The 18,476-nt window shown below is 45.5% G+C and carries 14 protein-coding genes and 1 pseudogene; 9 read left to right on the forward strand and 6 right to left on the reverse strand.

What is annotated here, in order from left to right:
* Positions 1-141: 141 nt before the first annotated feature.
* The 3 genes from ACTHR2_RS02865 (at position 142) to ACTHR2_RS02875 (ending at position 4,807) form a co-directional block, all read left to right on the forward strand.
* Complete coding sequence (locus tag ACTHR2_RS02865) at positions 142-1,770, forward strand: ABC-F family ATPase (protein WP_070591311.1); 1,629 nt, start codon at positions 142-144, stop codon at positions 1,768-1,770.
* 9 nt (positions 1,771-1,779) lie between these two features.
* A complete protein-coding gene (locus tag ACTHR2_RS02870) occupies positions 1,780-2,040 on the forward strand; it encodes a hypothetical protein (RefSeq protein WP_263336172.1) in 261 nt (86 codons plus the stop codon).
* A gap of 295 nt (positions 2,041-2,335) precedes the next feature.
* On the forward strand, positions 2,336-4,807 hold the full coding sequence (locus tag ACTHR2_RS02875; protein ID WP_440375330.1) for a type 1 secretion protein: 2,472 nt from the start codon (positions 2,336-2,338) through the stop codon (positions 4,805-4,807).
* A gap of 89 nt (positions 4,808-4,896) precedes the next feature.
* Here the strand turns inward: ACTHR2_RS02875 and ACTHR2_RS02880 are convergent, their stop codons facing one another.
* Positions 4,897-6,114 carry a D-alanyl-D-alanine carboxypeptidase family protein gene (locus ACTHR2_RS02880; protein WP_107723228.1) on the reverse strand — a complete coding sequence of 406 codons (1,218 nt, stop codon included), beginning with the start codon at positions 6,112-6,114 and terminating at the stop codon, positions 4,897-4,899.
* 204 nt (positions 6,115-6,318) lie between these two features.
* On the opposite strand from ACTHR2_RS02880, the gene ilvA reads away from it, so the two are divergent.
* Positions 6,319-7,842 (forward strand): threonine ammonia-lyase, biosynthetic, encoded by a 1,524-nt coding sequence (gene ilvA / locus ACTHR2_RS02885; protein WP_263336181.1) that lies wholly within the window; start codon positions 6,319-6,321, stop codon positions 7,840-7,842.
* A gap of 60 nt (positions 7,843-7,902) precedes the next feature.
* Here ilvA and trmB read toward each other — a convergent pair whose 3' ends face one another.
* The 3 genes from trmB to ACTHR2_RS02900 form a co-directional block, all read right to left on the reverse strand.
* Positions 7,903-8,619, reverse strand: a complete 717-nt coding sequence (gene trmB / locus ACTHR2_RS02890) for a tRNA (guanosine(46)-N7)-methyltransferase TrmB (RefSeq protein WP_263336184.1) — start codon at positions 8,617-8,619, stop codon at positions 7,903-7,905.
* Positions 8,620-8,756: 137 nt separating this feature from the next.
* Positions 8,757-9,413 carry a response regulator gene (locus ACTHR2_RS02895; RefSeq protein WP_004520571.1) on the reverse strand — a complete coding sequence of 219 codons (657 nt, stop codon included), beginning with the start codon at positions 9,411-9,413 and terminating at the stop codon, positions 8,757-8,759.
* Positions 9,410-11,170, reverse strand: coding sequence for a histidine kinase (locus ACTHR2_RS02900; RefSeq protein WP_263336198.1), 1,761 nt, complete (start codon positions 11,168-11,170; stop codon positions 9,410-9,412). Before ACTHR2_RS02900 ends, ACTHR2_RS02895 begins: the two co-directional genes overlap by 4 nt.
* 259 nt (positions 11,171-11,429) lie before the next feature.
* Here ACTHR2_RS02900 and mobA point away from each other — a divergent pair, with 259 nt between their 5' ends.
* Together mobA and ACTHR2_RS02910 are read left to right on the forward strand one after the other, a co-directional pair.
* Positions 11,430-12,011 carry a molybdenum cofactor guanylyltransferase MobA gene (gene mobA, locus ACTHR2_RS02905; protein WP_063068994.1) on the forward strand — a complete coding sequence of 194 codons (582 nt, stop codon included), beginning with the start codon at positions 11,430-11,432 and terminating at the stop codon, positions 12,009-12,011.
* Between the two features lie 385 nt (positions 12,012-12,396).
* Entirely contained in the window at positions 12,397-12,975 is a 579-nt protein-coding gene (locus ACTHR2_RS02910; protein WP_150537351.1) for an NAD(P)H-dependent oxidoreductase, read from the forward strand.
* 261 nt (positions 12,976-13,236) lie between these two features.
* Here the strand turns inward: ACTHR2_RS02910 and ACTHR2_RS02915 are convergent.
* Positions 13,237-14,173: pseudogene (locus ACTHR2_RS02915) on the reverse strand (IS5 family transposase).
* A gap of 166 nt (positions 14,174-14,339) precedes the next feature.
* Positions 14,340-15,041, reverse strand: a complete 702-nt coding sequence (locus ACTHR2_RS02920; RefSeq protein ID WP_263336204.1) for a glutathione S-transferase family protein — start codon at positions 15,039-15,041, stop codon at positions 14,340-14,342.
* 458 nt (positions 15,042-15,499) lie between these two features.
* On the opposite strand from ACTHR2_RS02920, the gene ACTHR2_RS02925 reads away from it, so the two are divergent.
* The 3 genes from ACTHR2_RS02925 to ACTHR2_RS02935 all read left to right on the forward strand — a co-directional run bounded on the left by ACTHR2_RS02925 (position 15,500) and on the right by ACTHR2_RS02935 (position 18,468).
* Positions 15,500-15,946, forward strand: a complete 447-nt coding sequence (locus ACTHR2_RS02925; RefSeq protein WP_263336207.1) for a tetratricopeptide repeat protein — start codon at positions 15,500-15,502, stop codon at positions 15,944-15,946.
* A gap of 29 nt (positions 15,947-15,975) precedes the next feature.
* Positions 15,976-16,959 (forward strand): alpha/beta hydrolase-fold protein, encoded by a 984-nt coding sequence (locus ACTHR2_RS02930; RefSeq protein ID WP_263336211.1) that lies wholly within the window; start codon positions 15,976-15,978, stop codon positions 16,957-16,959.
* A 228-nt stretch (positions 16,960-17,187) separates the two neighbouring features.
* Positions 17,188-18,468: an ATP-binding protein gene (locus tag ACTHR2_RS02935; protein ID WP_263336214.1), complete on the forward strand. Its 1,281-nt coding sequence runs from the start codon at positions 17,188-17,190 to the stop codon at positions 18,466-18,468.
* The last annotated feature ends 8 nt before the right edge of the window (positions 18,469-18,476 follow it).

An 18,476-nucleotide genomic window follows, 5' to 3' on the forward strand; every position in this document is an offset into this window, starting at 1 on the left:
ATTTTTGTGTGAAGCGCTGCCTATTTTCATCTTGTATCGAAATTGGGCACATTTGCCATGGCCTCAATCCTGAGGTCTTTGCAAAAATATGCTACAATCGCGTCCGATTATAACATTCTATTTATAAAGGTTTTACGAATAATGATTTCTACCAACGGCATCACCATGCAGTTCGGCGCAAAGCCGCTGTTTGAAAACGTATCCGTCAAATTCGGCGAAGGCAACCGTTACGGCTTGATCGGCGCCAACGGCTCAGGCAAATCCACCTTCATGAAAATCCTTGGCGGCGATTTGGAACAGACTGCCGGCGAAGTAGCGATTGAAAACGGCGTGCGTTTGGGTAAATTGCGCCAAGACCAATTTGCCTACGAAGACATGCGCGTGCTGGACGTGGTGATGATGGGGCACACCGAAATGTGGGCGGCGATGACCGAGCGTGATGCAATTTACGCCAATCCCGAAGCCACCGAAGACGACTACATGAAAGCCGCCGAACTGGAAGCCAAGTTCGCCGAATACGACGGCTACACCGCCGAAGCGCGCGCTGCCGAATTGTTGAGCGGCGTGGGCATTTCCGAAGATTTGCACAATGCGACCATGGCAGAAGTCGCCCCGGGCTTCAAATTGCGCGTATTGCTGGCGCAAGCACTGTTCTCCAAACCAGATGTATTGCTCTTGGACGAACCGACCAATAACTTGGATATTAATACCATCCGCTGGTTGGAAGGTGTATTGAACCAATACGACTCCACCATGATCATCATCTCGCACGACCGTCACTTTTTGAACGAAGTCTGCACCCACATGGCGGATTTGGACTACAACACCATCACCATTTATCCGGGCAACTACGACGACTATATGCTCGCTTCCGCCCAATCGCGTGAGCGCGCCCTGAAAGACAACGCCAAAGCCAAAGAGAAACTGCAAGAGCTGCAAGAGTTCGTTGCCCGCTTCTCCGCCAACAAATCCAAAGCCCGTCAGGCAACCAGCCGTCTGAAACAGGCCGACAAAATCAAATCGGAGATGGTCGAAGTCAAACCTTCTACCCGTCAAAACCCGTATATTCGTTTTGAAGCCGACGAAAAAGCCAAGTTGCACCGTCAGGCGGTGGAAGTTGAAAAACTGGCTAAACGTTTTGAAACCCAGTTGTTTAAAAACCTGAACTTCATCCTTGAAGCAGGCCAACGCCTTGCCATCATCGGCCCGAACGGCGCAGGTAAATCTACCTTGCTGAAACTCTTGGCCGGCGCATACAACCCCGAATATTCAGACGGCCTGTTGCCGGACGAAGGCACCATCAAATGGGCGGAAAAAGCCAGTGTCGGCTACTATCCGCAAGACCATGAAAACGACTTCGACGTCGATATGGACCTGAGCGAATGGATGCGCCAATGGGGTCAGGAAGGCGATGACGAACAAGTCATTCGCGGCACTTTGGGCCGCTTGCTCTTCGGCAGCAACGATGTCGTGAAAAAAGTGAAGGTTCTCTCCGGTGGCGAAAAAGGCCGTATGCTTTACGGCAAACTGTTGCTGTTGAAACCCAATGTCTTGGTCATGGACGAACCGACCAACCACATGGACATGGAAAGCATTGAATCCTTGAACATGGCGCTGGAAAAATACAACGGCACGCTGATTTTCGTATCACATGACCGTCAGTTTGTATCTTCATTGGCTACCCAAATCATCGAATTGGATGGCAAAGGCGGATATGAACACTACTTGGGCGATTACGAAAGCTATCTGGAGAAAAAAGGAGTTTTGTAAGGAAACAATATGAATGCACATCTTAAAAAACTACTACAAAATCTGTTTGCACTAATCGTATTGCCAGTGCTAGGCTGGTACATTACGCTTGGAGACACTGTAAATGTTGTCGATACCGAACATGCTTCTCGTAAAGGCCGAGCAGTTGCTTGGTTATTTAACGAGTTCGGTGCAACTGGTGTTTGGGGCTTCTTGGGCATAATTTGGATTGTCTGCCTGTTTTTAGCCATTTGTTCATACCAAGCATGGCAGAAGGATAAGTCGCAGTAAATCAAGGTGTTAGGTAGTCTAAATATAAGTTAACGCGCACATAATTTATCAGATTAGATGACAAAGGTGGACATAAAACGGGCGATTAAGAAAGCTATCTGGAGAAAAAGGCTTAGTTTACGCTCATACTGATAAGCCATTAAGGTATTGAAATGCCGTCTGAAAACCGTTGTGTTTTCAGACGGCAATCAAACTTAATAATAGATTACTGAACTTTTATGCTAATTTTATGACCAATAGGAGCTTATATCGGAGATTAATTTAAAAATACAATATTTTTGAAGGAATATATCAAATGGTAGACCTTAAAACTGTAGTACCAAACGCTTCCCAATATGGTGCAAAACTTGCCTACACGACTTACGAGGCAGAACAAGGCGAGTTGAAGAACGGTATCATTGAGAACCAGTCTTCTTCTAAAGAAACAGAACGCGCAACTGCCCGTGAAGCAAGCGGTCAGGCATATGTTGATTTGCCGACTAATGCATCTGTGTCATTTATTGCACAAGCAGATGCCAATGCAGCAACCATCCGTTATACCGTTCCTGACGGTGAAAGCGGTAAAGTAGAAGTCAAAGTCAATAATACAGTGATCGGTACTTTGGATTTGTCTTCCAAATCTAACTGGCAATATTTGGATAACTATACATATCATCCGAATGACGATATTAAAGTTCATGATACGCCTGCGGCAGATAGGCTTGCCCGCTTCCAATTTGACGAAGTCAGCCAATTATTTAAAGATGCCCATATCAATAAAGGAGATACAGTTACCATCACTAATCTTGACAGCACACCCGTAGGCATTGACTTGGTTGATTTGGAAAAGGCACCGGATACCATTAGACAGCCTGAAAACAGTGTCAGCATTACTGATTTCGGCGCAATTGCCAATGACGGCTCGGATGATTACCAAGCATTCATGGCTGCGATTGAATCTGCCAAAGCGTCTAAAAAATCTGTTTACATTCCTGAAGGTCAATTTGATTTTTCACGACCGATTTCTCTTTATGTTCCTGATGGCATTAAGATTACCGGTGCAGGGCAATGGCACACTAAGTTACATTTTTTGAATACAGAAGCTGCTAAATACGATGATAAGGGTTATGCGAGCGGTGGCGGTGGTATTACTTTTGAACCCGGTAGTAACAATATAGATTTGGGCAATCTCTCCATGGATTCAAATCTGAACTCAAGATATGATGAGAAAGCCAATTACAAAGGGATATCTGGAACTTTAGGTACTAGCTCTTCTATTCACGATATTAAAATTGAACATTTTGAAGCTGGCGTATGGATTGGGGATTATTCTAAAAACAAACCTTTAAATTACACTGATGGTTTGACTATCTCCAATGCCACTATTCGTAATAACTTTGCAGACGGCGTTAACTTTGCCCAAGGTACCAGCAATTCCACCGTTATCAATTCCAATATTCGCGGCAATGGTGATGATGGCTTAGCAACATGGTCAAGTCATCATGAGAATACCAATGCCCATGTTGCTGAAAATAACCACTTTTTAAACAATACCGTTGAATTAGGCTGGCGTGCGGCAGGTATTGGTATCTTTGGCGGCAAAGGTCATGAAGTAGCCAATAACCTTATTAAAGATAATGCCAATTGGGGTGGCGTACGCTTAAACACTGTATTCAAAAACAGCCATAATTTTGATTTCAATGATACGGGTATTTCCGTTCACGATAACTTACTGGTAAACAATGGGACTAATGCGGACACATATGGTCGTGTTAAAGGTTCTATCGATTTGGAAGAAGGCAGGGATTATGCTACTCCCAAAAAAGATATTTTGGGAGAACTCAACAATGTCAAAATTGAAAATAACACTATTGTGAATAATCTTTCCGATCAAGAAATTACCAAAACCCGTAATCCTAAAGAAGGTAATATTCCAGAGTCTGTAAACGAGACTACATTGACCATCGAAAATAATCACAGCCTTTCGGTAGCAGAAAATAATTCTGCAAAAAATGTAGCGGAAGTAGATGATCACAGTCTTACCCAAGCCTCACTTCATTTAGGTGCTGATAATATCATCACAATTACAGACAGCAGCCATGCTCTTGTCAGCGGCGGCGATGGCAATGACCGTATCAGAGGCGGTTTGGGCAATGATACGATTAACGGTGATTCAGGTAATGACATTATTTTTGGCTATGATGGAGACGATCGTCTCAATGGCGGTATGGGTAATGATTCTATACATGGAGGCAATGGCAACGATACTTTATGGGGCGAAAGTGGCAATGACCGTTTGAATGGCGGCGATGGTAACGACATTTTGTTCGGCGGACAAGGAACCGATTACTTGGTAGGCGGCAAGGGTGCCGATACTTATGTTTTCAGCCTTGGAGAAGGTAAGGATACGATTGTCGATAATGTGGGCGAACATAATGCACTGCAATTTGGCCAAAATATTTCTGTTAATGACCTGCATATTGATGCCATTACTGATGTTCGAGGCAATATCGATTGGAAAATTACCATCAAGGGATCAGAAGGGGACAGCATAACCATCAATGACCAATTCGTTTCCGGTAACACTAACGATGCCGTGATTGATACTTTCCGTTTCGATAAAGGTACATTAAGCTTGCAAGAGTTGATGGGCAGGTTGTCAGGTAATGGCAATATCAGTAATTTGTCGGACGTCAATACGCATACTGACCGTATGAGCTACTCGTCTGTCGATACGGCTGATGTTCATGATGACACAGCATCTACCGCCAACGCTGGAATTATCTAATTAGCTGTCTTTTAGGCTGAATAAAGGCCGTCTGAAATCTAGAAAATAGGTTTCAGACGGCCTTTATTTATGTTTTGATAGAAAGAGGATTAACTGAATAAACCTTTAAACCACAACACAATCGCGTCCCACATACGGCGCAACCAGCTGCCTTCTTCCACGCCGGTCAGGGCGACGACGTCTTTTTCGGCAATGACTTTGCCGTCTTTCATGACTTTCAGTTTGCCCAATACTTGGCCTTTTTCAATTGGGGCGAGGACAGGCTGAAGTGTTTCTAAGATAGGTTTGACGTTTTTGCCGGTATCGTGGGGGATGGTAATGTAAACATCGTCCAAGAAACCGATGTCTACGGCTTTGGTGCTGCCTTTGTAAACTTTGACTTGGGAAATTACTTCTCCGCCGTTATAAAGTTTGGGTGTATCAAATGCCTGTAACGCCCAGTTGAGCAGTTTGCTGCTTTCACTGGCGCGCGCTTCGGTAGATTCGGCACCGGCAAGGATGGAAACAATACGGCGGTTGTTGCGTTTGCTGGAAGCGGCAAGATGGTAGCCTGCGCCTTCGCTATAGCCGGTTTTCAAACCATCGATACTGCTGTCGCGATAGAGTAGGAGATTGCGGTTGGGCTGCTCAATGTTATTGTATTTGAAAGATTTGTTTGCAAATAAAGGATAATATTTCGGATAGTCATTAATGAGCGCGGCTGCCAAGATGGCAAGGTCGCCAACGGTTGAAACATGGCCGTTAGAAGAAATACCGGTCGGGTTGTTGAAGTGGGTGTGCTTCATGCCCAAGCGTTTGGCTTCTTCATTCATTTGTTTGACGAATTCGTCGATAGAGCCGTTGCCAATGGCTTCGGCAAGGGTAATGGCGGCATCGTTGGCCGATTGGATGGTTGTACCCTTAATCAAGGAGCTGACGCTGACAGGAACTTTCGGATCAAGGAACATGCGCGAACCTTCGACTTTCCATGCGGCATTGGAAACGGTCAACATTTGGCTTGCTTCAAGTGTACCGTTTTCCAGTGCTTTAAAGGCAAGGTAGGCGGTCATCATTTGCGTCAACGCGGCTGGCTCGATAGGTGTATCGGCATTGTTGGATGCCAAGGTTTGCTTGCTGTGCAGGTCGGTAACGATATAGGCCGTCGCCGCAATTTCCGGCGGCGTTGTCGGGCTGTTGATGCTGTGCAGCAGCGGCTGCGTTTGAGCCTCGCTTTGTACGGCAGGTGCAGATGCAACCGGGTCGGCAGCGAGGGCAGGAGTATTCAGGAGGGCAGCAAAAATTAAGCTAAGTAGCGTTTTTTTCATCATTATTTGTGGATTTGAATATGAGTGGATACTGTTATGAAGCAAACAGTTTGGCATATTAAATAGATATTAAGCGGACATTATACCGTCTCATTTAGGCTTTGCTAAGATTTTTCTTGCCTTCAGACGGCCTCAGGGGTATGGTTTTAACTTTTTCCTCCGGTCGGTTTGACCGAATTGCAATTTATTTCCGAACACTAAAATACCATGAACCATTCCCTTCCTCTTTCTGATTATCTAACCCGTATTTTGACCGCTTCCGTTTATGATGTGGCCGTAGAAACGCCTTTAGATTTGGCGCGCAGTCTGTCAGGCCGTCTGAACAATCAGGTTTTGCTCAAGCGCGAAGATTTGCAGCCTGTTTTTTCATTCAAAATTCGCGGTGCGTACAACAAAATGGCGAAGCTGCCGAAAGAAGCTTTGGATTGCGGCGTGATTGCTGCCAGCGCGGGCAATCATGCGCAGGGTGTGGCTTTGTCGGCCCAGTATTTGGGTTGCCGCGCCGTCATTGTGATGCCGGAAACAACGCCTAAAATCAAAATTGACGCGGTCAAGAGCCGAGGCGGCGAAGTGGTATTGAAAGGCGTATCTTACAACGACGCCTATGATTATGCGATGGAGTTGGCAGAAAAGGAAAAACTGACCTATATTGCGCCGTTTGATGATCCTGACGTAATTGCTGGTCAGGGAACTATCGGCATGGAAATTCTCCGTCAACACCGCAATATCAATGCGATTTTTGTTCCGATTGGTGGCGGCGGTTTGGCAGCGGGTGTAGCGGCGTTTATCAAACAAGTTTGCCCTGAAATTAAAGTGATTGGCGTGCAAACCAATGATTCTTGCTGTATGAAGCAATCGGTCGAGGCTGGGGAAATCGTACATTTGAAAGATGTCGGCCTGTTTTCAGACGGCACGGCGGTTAAAGTGGTGGGTGAGGAAACATTCCGCCTGTGTAAAGAGCTGTTGGACGAAATTATTACGGTCAATACGGATATGTTGTGCGGCGCGATTAAAGATATTTTTGATGATACGCGCAGCATTACCGAGCCTGCGGGTGCATTGGCACTTGCCGGCCTGAAGGCTTACGTTGCGAAAAACAATATCCAAGGTCAAAACCTGGTTGCCGTCACCAGCGGCGCCAACATGAACTTCCACCGCTTACGCCACGTTTCAGAGCGCAGTGAGCTGGGCGAGGGCAACGAAGGCATTTTCGCCGTTACCATTCCTGAAGAAAAGGGCAGCTTCCTGAAGTTTATCAATTTGTTGGGAAGCCGGAACATTACTGAGTTCAATTATCGCTACGGCAGCGATAAAAATGCGCATATTTTTGTCGGTTTGCAAACCGCCGGTGCGCAAGACTTGGCCGTCATCAGTGAACAACTGACTGAAGCAGGCCTGCCCAATGTCGATTTGACCAATGATGAAATCGCCAAAATCCATATCCGTTACATGGTCGGCGGCCGTACGGAAAAAGTAGCCAACGAACGTTTGGTCAGCTTTGAATTTCCTGAGCGCCCCGGTGCATTGGCCCGTTTCTTGAACCATATGCGTGCCGAGTGGAATATTACTTTGTTCCATTACCGCAACCATGGCGCAGACTACGGTCGTATTTTGGTCGGTATCGATGTGCCGGAAAGCGACAATGAAGCCTTTACCGACTTCTTGGAGAGCTTGGGTTATGTTTATAAAGAAGAAACCGATAATCCGGCTTATAAACTTTTCTTGGCTTAATTCAGTAAGATAAAAGGCCGTCTGAAATTTTTCAGACGGCCTTGTGTTTTATGTTTGGCTTTATTTCTTACGGAACACCAAGTCCCAAACGCCATGACCCAACCGCTTGCCTCGGGCTTCAAATTTGGTTTCAGGACGATAATCAGGCGTAGGGGAGTAATCGGCAGCCATGTTTTGCAAAGCGTCGAAACTGCTCAAAACTTCCAGCATTTGCACGGCGTATTCTTCCCAGTCGGTCGCCATATGGACATAGCCGCTGCTTTTGAGTTTGGGCAATAGCTTTTCAACAAACGGCACTTGTACCAAGCGGCGTTTGTTGTGACGTTTTTTGTGCCAAGGGTCAGGGAAGAAAATATGAATGCCGTCTAAAGAACCGTCTTCCAGCATCTTTTCCACCACTTCCACCGCATCATGACGCATCACGCGGATATTGGAAATGTGTTCTTCCTCAATCAGCTTCAAGATATTGCCGACGCCCGGACCGTGAACATCAATCGCTAAAAAGTCGGTATCAGGCAGACGTTTGGCGATTTCCACCGTTGCGACGCCCATACCGAAACCGATTTCCAAAACTTTAGGGTTGTCCCGTCCAAAAGCATGGTTCAAATCCAAAGGGGCTTCTTGGAAGTCCACACCGAATTGCGGCCACATCGTATCGATGGCGCGCTGTTGGGCAGCGGTCATATGGCCTTGGCGCAAGACGAAACTGCGGATGCTGCGTTTGTGTTCTTCAGGAACGGTATTTTTGGGTGTATTTTCTGGAATGTTTTCGGACATGTTGTTTTAAATCAGTGAGAAATCAAATAAAAAGGCCGTCTGAAAGAATCAGACAACCCTGCATATAAATCGGCGTGATTATAGCGAATAAACACTTTTCCTGAAACCTTTTAAAAAGAAGGTTTCAGACGGCCTGATTAAGACAATACCGGTTGCGGTACTTTGTGTTGCACCGCATAAACCGCTGCTTGAACGCGGCTGCTTAGGTTCAACTTGCGCAACAGGTTCTGCACATGCACTTTGACGGTTGACTCAGCCAAGTTCAAATGGCGGGCAATGATTTTATTGCTGTGTCCGGCGGCAAGGTAGCCCAAGATTTCCATTTCGCGCGGGGTCAGCTGCGCCAGCAGATGGTCTGAGCGGGAAGGAGATGGAGAAATCAGTGATTGCACCAAGCGGCTGGTCATTTCAGGGGAGAATACATTGTCTCCGTCGACGGCTTTGCGGATGCTTTCCAACAGGAAGTCGGCATTGATGTTTTTCAGCAAAAAGCCTTTTGCCCCCATACGCATACATTCGGTCAAGTCGTCACTGTCTTCGGAAACAGTCAGCATGATGACGGTCAGTTGCGGATTGATGCTCAGAATTTGAGCCAGTGCTTCGCGGCCGTTCATAACCGGCATATCCAAGTCCAGCAAAACTACGTCAGGCTTGAGCTGTTCGACCATTTTTACGCCGGCCAGGCCGTCTGAAGCTTCGCCGACGACTTCAAAATCAGGCTGGCGGGAGAGTAGGGCTTTGATGCCGCTGCGAAATAGGGTGTGGTCGTCAATAAGGGTAATTTTAATCGTCATGATGCTGTTCTCATTTGTTGCGGCAAAGTCAGCATAACCGCCGTACCTTGCCCAATCTGCGATGTAATGGCCAATTCTGCGTTAATCCGTTGGGCCCGTTCCTGCATAATGCCCAAGCCGACATGTTCGCCTGAAGGCCGGTTTGATAGGTGTTCTTTATTAAAGCCTGCGCCGTCGTCCAGAATCGTCATGACAAAATCGCCGTGGTTGGCAATTTCGACGCTGACATGTTGCGCACGCGCGTGCTTCCGGATATTGGACAGGCTTTCCTGCAAGATGAAGATGATCTGCAAATGCTCATCATAATTCAAAGCCTGCCCATCGTCCTGCCATTTTAAATCAACTGGAATACCGGTTTGTCGTTCAAAACGCGCCAGCAGCGATTCTACCGCTTCAGGGAAATCTTTATTACTGATTTTGGTGCGGAAATTCATCAGAAGCTCGCGGACGTCTTCATAGCATTCCTGCACGCCGTCTTTAATGAAGCTGATGTTTTCTTCAGCCTGCTCGCGTTGGTTTGAAGCAAACGCGCTTTCCAACATTTGCACCTGCAAATTCAAAAAGGTCAGGGCTTGTGCAATGCTGTCATGCAAACCTTGTGCAATCAAGTTGCGTTCCTGCAAGACGGCAAGCAGGCGGCGTTCTTGTTCCATGCGGTTGTTGGCGATGGAAATCCCCAGCTGCCCGCTTAAAGTCTGCAATAATTTTTCATCTTGCTCATTGGGCATATGGCCGTCTGAAAAATACAGGGCCAATACACCGAGCTGTTCGTCTTGGTAAACGATTGGGAATTCTACATGATTTCCCTCTTCGGTTTCACCGACACTTGCCGCCAAGTCAGAGCGTTTGCGTTCTTCATCGGAAAGATATACCGTACCGCCCAAAGCGGAAAACGCCGGCAGAATCTGAGCCAAAAATTCTTCTGCGGCCTGTTGCGGCGTAAAGGTTTGGTGCAGGTTGCGCGTAGTCTGGTAGAGCAGGGTCAAGTCACGGTTTTGCCGAGCCAAGTCTTGGGTTTGTTGGGCAACCTGTCCTTCTAAATCCGTATAAAGCGTTTTCAGACGGCGGCTCATTTGGTTGAAGCCCTTGCTGACTTGGGCGAATTCACGAATTTGGTCTGTATCGATTTGCACCCCGAAACGACCTTCGCTGATGGTTTCTACCCCGTCGCGCAATTTTTCCAGCGGCCGGATGATCCACGAATAATGCCAAACAATCATCAAGCCGGCAGCCACTAAAATCATCAACATCATCGCCATTTGAAAACGGCGCAGCCACAAAGTATTTTGCTCGTTGGCGTTTTCCATCGCTTGTAAAAACAGCTCGATATTGCCGGCAAAACGGTATAGGCCGATTTGGGTCGGCCGCTCGTAATGTTGCAAAGAAGGCTTGATGTTGGATTCCCAATCAATCAACAGCATCGATTGAATCAAATCGTAAGCCAGCGGCATTTGTGACGGAATCAGCGGATGAATGGCATCGCTTTGCGTTACATTGGCCAGCGTACGTTCAAATTCTTTGATTTGGTTGTCAATTTGCGCATTGGGCGTACGGACGCTTGCCATATAAGCCAAACGATACACCTGCATTTTCAAGCTGCCCGCATCTTCAATCGTTTTGGCCGCGCTTTCCAAACGCCAAGAAAGCAGCAGGGTAAAGGCAATCGATAAAAAAGCCGAGCCGACCCATAACACAGTCAGCAGTTTTAAACGCGAGGACAGGCTCAGGCCGTCTGACGATCCGGAGAATAAACGCATAAAGCACGCAGGAAGACTAATCCGATAATCTTATAAAAATATCATTCTTTCGGCTTATAAACAACCTGTCTAAAATAATTGTATGGTTATGATAAGAAAAAACAGGGGTTTAATGTAAAATCATGTTATGATAAAATTCATCTTAAGTGAATTAAATTACAAAACCAGGTTTCAGACGGCCTGAAGCCTTAAAACTTATTCCATAAATACAACATCGCGAATAACACCTACACACTCTGCTTTGCAAAGGACTACCAAAATGAAAATTTTTGCACTGATATTGGCCGGCGGGCAGGGAAGCCGGATGGGAGGTGTCGATAAAGGGTTGGTGCAGTGGCACAACAAAGCCTTGATAGACCACGTTATCGAAAAAATCCGCCCGCAAGTTAGCCATATCGCCATCAGTGCCAACCGCAATCTCGAATCCTACGCCCAACGCAGCGCGCACGTTTTCTCCGATGCGCGCCAATGGCAACATTACGGCCCTTTAGCCGCCTTGTGTACCGCCGCCAACGATTTGCAAATTGCTACTGCAGACTGGCTGCTTATCGTCTCCTGCGATATGCCCCGCCTGCCTGAAAACTTGGTTTCCCAGTTTGAGACCATCGCCAAACGCACGCCGTTGTGCAATGCATTTTACGTTGAAACCCCGTCCAGACCGCATTACAGCGTGATGTTTATCCGTCCGCAAATCCTACAAAGTACCGTGCCATACCTTTATTCAGGAATGCGCAGCATCCGCGGCTGGTTGCAGCAGCAACGCGCAAGGGTTGTCCATTTCCCTCATGAGCAGGATTTTATCAGCTACAACACAGAAAATGATTTGGCCCAGCCTTTGTAGTCGGCTCAGTAAGGGGGCTAATGTTCAGGTAGAGATATGCCAAATTAATGATTATTTAATATCTTTCAATAGGTAATAACTATCTTGTAATTAGTTCCCTTAGAAATTCATCAATCCGTATATTTAAATAAAATATACGTTCTTCGTTAAAATAAACTTTGGCTTTTTCCCTATCAACTGTAGCTTTTAGGTCATTTAGTCTGCCTAAGTCCAAATTATCTACGAACAAATCCTCGTAAAACAGTTGACCGAAAAAATTCACGGGATTTTCTGATTTTACGTTGCGTGGCTTAAGATGTGCAGACGGCCACACTTTCAAAATAAAGGCTAAAACGGCATAATAGCAGCCCCTCTTTGTTAGAATTGCCTGGTTTAGGGGAGTGAAATGAATATTTTATTATTAGACGGCGGTAAAGATTTCGGACATTCGCATGGCGAGTTGAACCACACGCTTCATAAAAAAGCGAAAGAAGTTTTGACTGCGCTTGGACATAATGTAAAAGAAACCGTGATTGATGCCGGCTATGATGTTGAAGCAGAAATCGAAAAATTCTTGTGGATGGATGCGGTGATTTGGCAAATGCCAGGCTGGTGGATGCACGAACCTTGGACAGTGAAAAAATACATAGACGAAGTATTAACCGCCGGACACGGCAAGCTTTACCACAGCGATGGCCGCCATCGTGTCAATCCAACCGAAGGCTACGGCACAGGCGGTTTGTTGCAAGGCAAAAAACACATGCTCTCGCTTACTTGGAATGCGCCGATTGAAGCCTTCACCCGTGAAGGCGATTTCTTCGAGGGTAAAGGTGTGGATGTATTGTATATGCACTTCCACAAACTCAACGAATTCATCGGCTTGACCCGTCTGCCGACATTCTTATGTAACGATGTGATTAAAAATCCACAAGTAGAACAATACTTAGCAGACTACCAAGCACATTTAGAAAAAGTATTCGGTTAATTGCAAAATATTAGTTTAGAAGGTGAGCATTTTGGCTCACCTTTTTTATTTCAAACACTTATTAAATTCCCAAATAGGGAGGGGAAGATGAATAGACTGAGTTTAGATAAAACAAGCAGAGACCTTTGCAAAATACCTTTCCTCAACAGCCGAAGCCCAAAACAGGATTTCGGCTGTTTTCGTTTCAAATATTCACTAATCCTACCCAAATACCCCCTTAATCCTCCCCGGATACCCGATAATCAGGCATCCGACCACCTTTTAGGCAGCAACAGGCGCGCTTAGCCTGTTAGCTGCTTTCAACAGGTTTAAACACATCGCCTTCAGATGGCTTTGCGCACTCACTTTACACAGACCAAAATAGGCTGCCCGGGCATAGCGGAATTTACGGTGCGGCGTACCGAAGCTTTGTTCGACCACATAACGGGTTTTCGATAAATATCGGTTACGCTTCGTTTGAGCTTCCGCCAGCGGACGGTTGCGGTGGGCTTTGCGCATAATGCCGTCCAGCAACTGATGTTCTTTCAGATGTTGCCGGTTTTCCTTGCTATCGTAGCCTTTGTCGGCATAGACGGTCGTACCTTCGGGTAACCTTTCCAACAAAGGGGACAGATGGTTGCACTCATGGGTATTGGCGGGGGTAATGTGCAGTTTCTCGATATAGCCTTCCGCATCGGTACGGGTATGTTGTTTGTAACCGAGTTTGTAGAGGCCGTTTTTCTTTATCCAACGGGCATCTTTGTCTTTACTCAGTGTGGTTTGGCCGCTGACTTGTCCTTCTTCATCGACTTCTATGGCCTGGCGCTGTTTGCTGCCGGCGGTCTGAATAATGGTGGCGTCAACGACGGCGGCGGATGCTTTCTCTACTTTTAGGTTTTTTTCGGTCAGTTGTCGGTTAATCAGTTCGTCAAAACGGCAAAACAGGTTGAAATCGATGCGGGTGATTAGGCTGTGTTCGAGTTCGGGATCGGAGAGGCTGTGCCATTGTCCGAGATTGTCCGAGCAGGACGGCTTTGAACATGGACAACAGGGGATAGGCGGGACGGCCGCGGTGGTCTCGAAGGTAATGGGTTTTTTGACGATTCAGGTATTGTTCGATCGGTTGCCAATCAATCACTTGATCCAACTTCAATGGTGGGAGGCGGTCGATGTGTTTGGCGATCATGGCTTGGGCGGTTTGCTGGAAGAAGGTGCTCATGAGAAATCCCCTAAATGTCTTGGTGGGAATTTAGGGGACTTTGGGGAATTTTGCAAAGGTCTCAAGCAGTCAAGTTTTGACGAATATTTGCAAAAAAAACTAAACTTTGGCCGAATTAAGAGTGCCGTCTGAAACCTAAATTTCAGACGGCCTTTGATTTCTTGCTTTATTCTCCAAATACTGCCCGATCGAAACGTTCAATATAGGCGACTAAATTTGCTTTGGTTCTTGCATATAGCGCAATTTCAGTGTCGATGGGGGTAAGAATCAGGTTTGCAACAACAGGCACGATGGACACATCAACGGAGGTTAATTCTTCGCCGAAAAAGTAGGATTTTTTGCCTAAGTAGTTGCTAATGGCGTCTAAATCTCCTTTTCCGAAGGCGTAAATATCGGATTGCGTGTGTCTTCCGATACCATGTCCGTACATTTCTTTTTTCGCGTTTTCCTGTAACACAGCAAAAATCGCTTCGGCTTGTTCGGTCGGCATACCATCAAACATTGCCTTCATCATAAATGGTTTGCTGAGAGGATCGACGAAACGGTTATATACGACCATCCAATATAAATGTTCTTCTGTCATACGGCGAAAGGCTTCAGCAATCGCTTTTTGTTCAGGCGTTAAATGTTTATCTAAATCAATGCCGTAGGTTTCGGTTAGATAACGCTGAATGAGAGAGCTATCAGGGATCAACTTCTCGCCATCTTGCAATACCGGAACTTTGCCTTTAGGCATTTTGCTGAGATCGGCAACATATTCTTTTTCGAAATCTAAGCCGGATAAACGCAGCATCGCTTCAGTTTTCCAAGCGAAAGGTGATGAACTGCGAATTTTACCTTCACCGGGTAAAGTAAATAATTTAAGCATTTTGTTTTCCTTTCATTATTTGTTATTCAAATACGGTTCTACAATAGTCCAAACAGCCGGGAAGTTTAAGACAAATACCGGATGTGGCGAATTTGGGCATGATTGCCAGCGCAATCAGTCAAGCCATTCGCTAGCTGGAAAATTATTACGGCGTCAAATTGCTTAACCGCACCACACGCAGCCTAACGCCGACAGCATCTCGCGCCCATTGGCACAATGGCAAACCTTGATTTGTGCTTCCCCAGACTATTTACACAAACTCCCCACCCGCACCCTTTATGCCACCACCGCACATCGCACCCAATCAGCAAAAGTACGCACCGTATTGGATTGCTTAATGCGTTGTTTTGGTGAAGAAAAGGATTGATAAAAAGTGCTGAAAATTGACCGCACTTTGATGTCTAAAACAAAACTTTGTACTATTATTTCAACTTGCGATACATGTTAGGGAGTAATTTATGAAATCCAAACTATCCGCGCTCGTCGCTACAGCCCTTCTCGCCGCCTGTTCTACCGTTCCGCAACATAATGAGCAGGCGAAAGCCCTATTGGACGAAGGCATCGCCTTGTATCAAAAACAGGATTACCAACATGCAATGTCCTACTTTGAGCAAGCTCAACAGGCTGGGCATATGAAAGCGCCGCGTTATCTGGGACTGATGTATCTAAACGGCGAAGGTGTCGCCAAGAATGAGAAAACTGCTTTTGCCTACTTCATGCAAGCGGCAGAAGCGGGCGACATCACCGGGCAATACTGGCTCGGCCATTGCTACGAAAACGGCATCGGCACGGCAAAAGACATGACCAAAGCCGTGCATTGGTATCAAGAGTCTGCTAAACGAGGCGACCATATTTCCCAGCCAGCGATTGATGCGTTGAACCGTTTAGGCATCGAAAAAAATTAATGATTTCCCGCAAAATTTAAGGAGTTTCCATGATGAAGAAAACAGCAACAATTATCGCCGCAAGTTTGTTGCTTGCCGCTTGCAATGCCACTCAAAATGCGACTGAAACAGCAATGACGGCTCAAAACACGCAAAATGCAGCTTGGGACAAACAATACGGCGGCGCAGATAAATCCTACGATAGTCGCTTGCTTGCCTTGCGTGAACAAATTGCACCACGTTTTGAAGTGTTAACGTTTAAAGATCCCAAAACAGGCAAAGAAATGCAGTACAACCTGTACACCCCGAAAAATCTTGAGCCGGGTCGCAAATATCCGTTAGTCATGTTTATCGCAGATGCCAGCACAGCAGGAAAAGGCGTAAAAGCCCCACTAATGCAAGGCTACGGCGGCATTATCTGGGCAACCGATGAAGCGCAGGCGAAACACCCAGCCTTTGTCCTTGTACCGTCTTACACCGAAACGGCAGTCAACGATAAATGGGAAACAACTGAAGAAGTCCCCATGACCTTACGCCTTGTCAAAAATCTGATCGCCGAAAAAGCGATTGATGCCAATCGTGTTTACACCACGGGTCAATCCATGGGCGGTATGATTTCATTCTACCTAAATAGTATCGAGCCTAACTTCTTTGCGGCGTCTATGTTTGTCGGCAGTCAATGGGATATCAATGTTTTAAAACCATTGGAGAAAGCGAAGTTTATTTATACCGTTTCGGCTGCCGATCCAAAAGCCTCCGCAGGCATGGCTCAAGTTGGAAAAATGCTGAAACAAGATAAAGTCAGCTACGCCGAAACTGAGTTCTCTGCCAAATTACCGCAGACCGAACAAGACGCAAAAGTCCAACAAATGCTTGCCCAAGGCAAACGTATTAACTTCATCCGTTTCGCACCAAATACCGTAATTCCGGAAAACTCAACCCACAAAGGTGCAGAGCATATGTACTCATTTGATTACGCCTATTTACTCGAACCTGCCCGTGATTGGTTGATGAATCAGAAGAAAGGAAAATAATTTAAAAAAAACAAGCGGTCAGATTTTGAAGGTGAGTTGCAAAAACATCTCAAAATTTGACCGCTCTTTTTTCTAAAAGACTGTCTGAAAAACTATCTTTTGCTTTAAAAAGTGAGCAAATTAACATTTTTTTCATTGAAAAAGCGTAAAAATACAAACTTATATCGTTAGAAAAAGTGTATGCGGTACTGTATAATTAGCCTACATCCCTTGTTTTAGAGAAATATTATGCAGCGTAAAATCATACAATCCTTAGAAAAGTGGAAGCACAAAACAAACAGAAAACCATTAATTATTCAAGGAGCAAGACAGGTAGGAAAAACCTGGGCGATGAAACACTTTGGCGAGCAATCCTTTGAAAAAGTGGCGTATATCAATTTTGATAATAACCCTCGCATGAAAACGCTATTTTCTGGCGATTATGATATTGATCGCTTAATGCTCGGTTTGAAAATTGAAAGCGGTGTCGATATTCAAGCAGAAAACACCCTGATTATTTTTGATGAAGTACAAGAAGTCCCACAAGCATTATCTTCACTCAAATATTTTTACGAAAATGCACCTCAGTTTTATATCGTCGCGGCAGGTTCATTGCTTGGGGTATCACTACATCATCAAGTCTCTTTTCCTGTCGGCAAAGTGGACTTTCTACCACTTTATCCCATGGATTTTCATGAATTTTTAACCGCACTTGGCAAACAAGATTTGGTGAAATTGCTTGAGCTGAAAGACTGGTCGCTAATTTCAGCCATGAAAACCACTTATATTGATTTACTCCGTTTATATTATTTTGTCGGCGGTATGCCCGAAGCGGTAAAAGTATTTATCGAAACACAAAATGTCGATGAAGTGCGCCAAGTGCAACGTAATTTATTGATGGCGTATGAGCAAGATTTTTCCAAACATATTCACGATGGCCAAACCGTGCAAAAAGTGCGGTCAATTTGGGCTTCCATTCCTGAACAGCTTGCCAAAGAAAATAAAAAATTCATCTATGCTCAGCTACAAAAAGGGGCGAGAAGCAAAGACTATGAAATTGCGCTGCAATGGCTAAAAGACAGCGGCTTAGTGCATAGCGTGCCTCGTGTGAAGAAACCACATTTACCACTTTCCGCTTATCAAGATAACGCCTTTAAATTATATGGCTTAGATGTGGGGCTACTTGCCGCACAAAGCAATTTGGATGCCAGCGTATTGCTAGAAGGTAGCCGTATTTTTACCGAATTTAAAGGCGCTTTAACTGAACAATATGTTTTGCAACAACTGATTGCCACCCAAGAAAACCCTGTTTTTTATTGGGCCACTGAAAAAGGTACAGCAGAGGTCGATTTTGTTGTGCAACGTAAGCAAACTGTGATTCCGATTGAAGTCAAAGCAGAAGAAAATTTAAAAGCGAAAAGTTTGAAAGTGTATGTAGAACAATTTCAACCTGAGCAAGCAATTCGTTTTTCCATGGCAGACTATCGGGAGCAGGATTGGCTGGTGAATGTGCCGTTGTATGCTTTTTAACATGTTAA

This window comes from Neisseria sp. P0006.S004, from assembly GCF_051963015.1.
GTDB lineage: Bacteria > Pseudomonadota > Gammaproteobacteria > Burkholderiales > Neisseriaceae > Neisseria.